We start from the raw sequence: 1,315 nt of genomic DNA, 5'->3' as shown, positions 1-1,315 counted from the left end.
GGGCCTGGGCACTCTCCCGCGGCAGCCTGGTGACGGTCAGCGCACACGCAACGACGACAGCGATGGCCGCGAAGACGAATGCGTAGACCGTCGCTTCGCTCCTGATGATTCCGGCGGCATTGGACTGCCGATCATTGGCGGCCAGGACCAGTGCGCCGGCCGAGGCAATCCCGAAAGCGCCGCCCAATTGCCGAAGGGTCTGCCGGAGGACCGAGGCGTCCGCGCGGTCGTCATCCGATACGGAGCCCATCATCGTCGCGCTCAACGCGGGAATCGGTATCCCCATCCCGAGGCCGGCGAGGACCATCCAGGGAACCTGCCACGTGTAATCGGCCCGGGCGAGGGCGGCCGCCCAGGCCGCGGTTCCCGAAGTGGCCGTCACCAGGCCGCACAGGACGGTCAGCCGGATCGAACGGAAGTAGTCGAGGAGATACCCGGATGCGAAGGTCCCGGCGGCCAGAGCGCCCACGAAGGGAAGGAGCGAGACGCCCGAGCCGAGCGGTGTCAGGTGCAGGGTCTGCCGTATATAGACGGCTCCGTGCACCAGGAGGGGGAGCTGGGCAGCCTGCACCAGAAAGGTCACTGCAACCGAGACGGCGAAGGTCCGGTTCCCCAGGATGCGCAGGTGGAGAAGAGGGCGCGAGGCCCTGATCATGACCCCTACCGATACCACCAGAAACAACAGACCCACGGACAGCGCGGGAACCGTTTGCACATCGTCGAAACCCCAGGCCCCGATCTGGTGCAGGGAGACCAGGAGCACGGCCAGTGCAAGCACCATGAAGGCCGGCTGAAGAAACTGAAGCGGTTCTCCGGGGGCGTGGTCGCGAAGCCGCGACTTGGCGATCGCCCAGAGAATCACTCCCACCGTCGGAATATTGATCAGGAAGACGGCGCGCCAGTCGATGAGCTGCGTGAGCAGCGTTCCGGCCAAGGGCCCGAGCACGAAGAAGATCTGGGCCAAACCGGCGTAGGTCGTCAACGCCTTTGCACGCTCACGGGCGGTATACACATCGGTGATCGCCGTCGTGGCCACGGGGAGCATCAGGGCGGCGCCAGCCCCCTGGAACGCTCTGGCGGCCAGCAGGGACGGCTCGGCCGCCGGTCCCGGCGGCGTGAGTCCGCAACACCCCGACGCGACGGCGAAGATGACGGCCCCGGCTCGGAACACCGGAAGGAGCCCGTACCTTCGAGCCGCCATCCCGCCCACGGCCACGAACGATGACAGCGCCAGGACGTAGACCAGGACCACTCTGCTCATGGCGGCAGTGGTCAAATGCAGGCCCCGCGCCATCGGATCGAGAGTCACCGCGAC

General features: G+C 67.1%; 1 protein-coding gene. It reads right to left on the bottom strand.

Going from position 1 to position 1,315, the window contains the following annotated elements; genetic code table 11:
- On the bottom strand, positions 1-1,261 hold a 1,261-nt coding region (locus AB0M26_RS31940), incomplete at its 3' end, for an MFS transporter (RefSeq protein ID WP_365266550.1).
- Positions 1,262-1,315 lie beyond the last annotated feature (54 nt).

This window comes from Streptomyces sp. NPDC051776, assembly GCF_040681345.1.
In the GTDB taxonomy this organism is placed as follows: domain Bacteria; phylum Actinomycetota; class Actinomycetes; order Streptomycetales; family Streptomycetaceae; genus Streptomyces.
The sequence above is the reverse complement of the archived record's forward strand: the minus strand, read 5'-3'. Positions and strand labels throughout refer to the sequence as shown.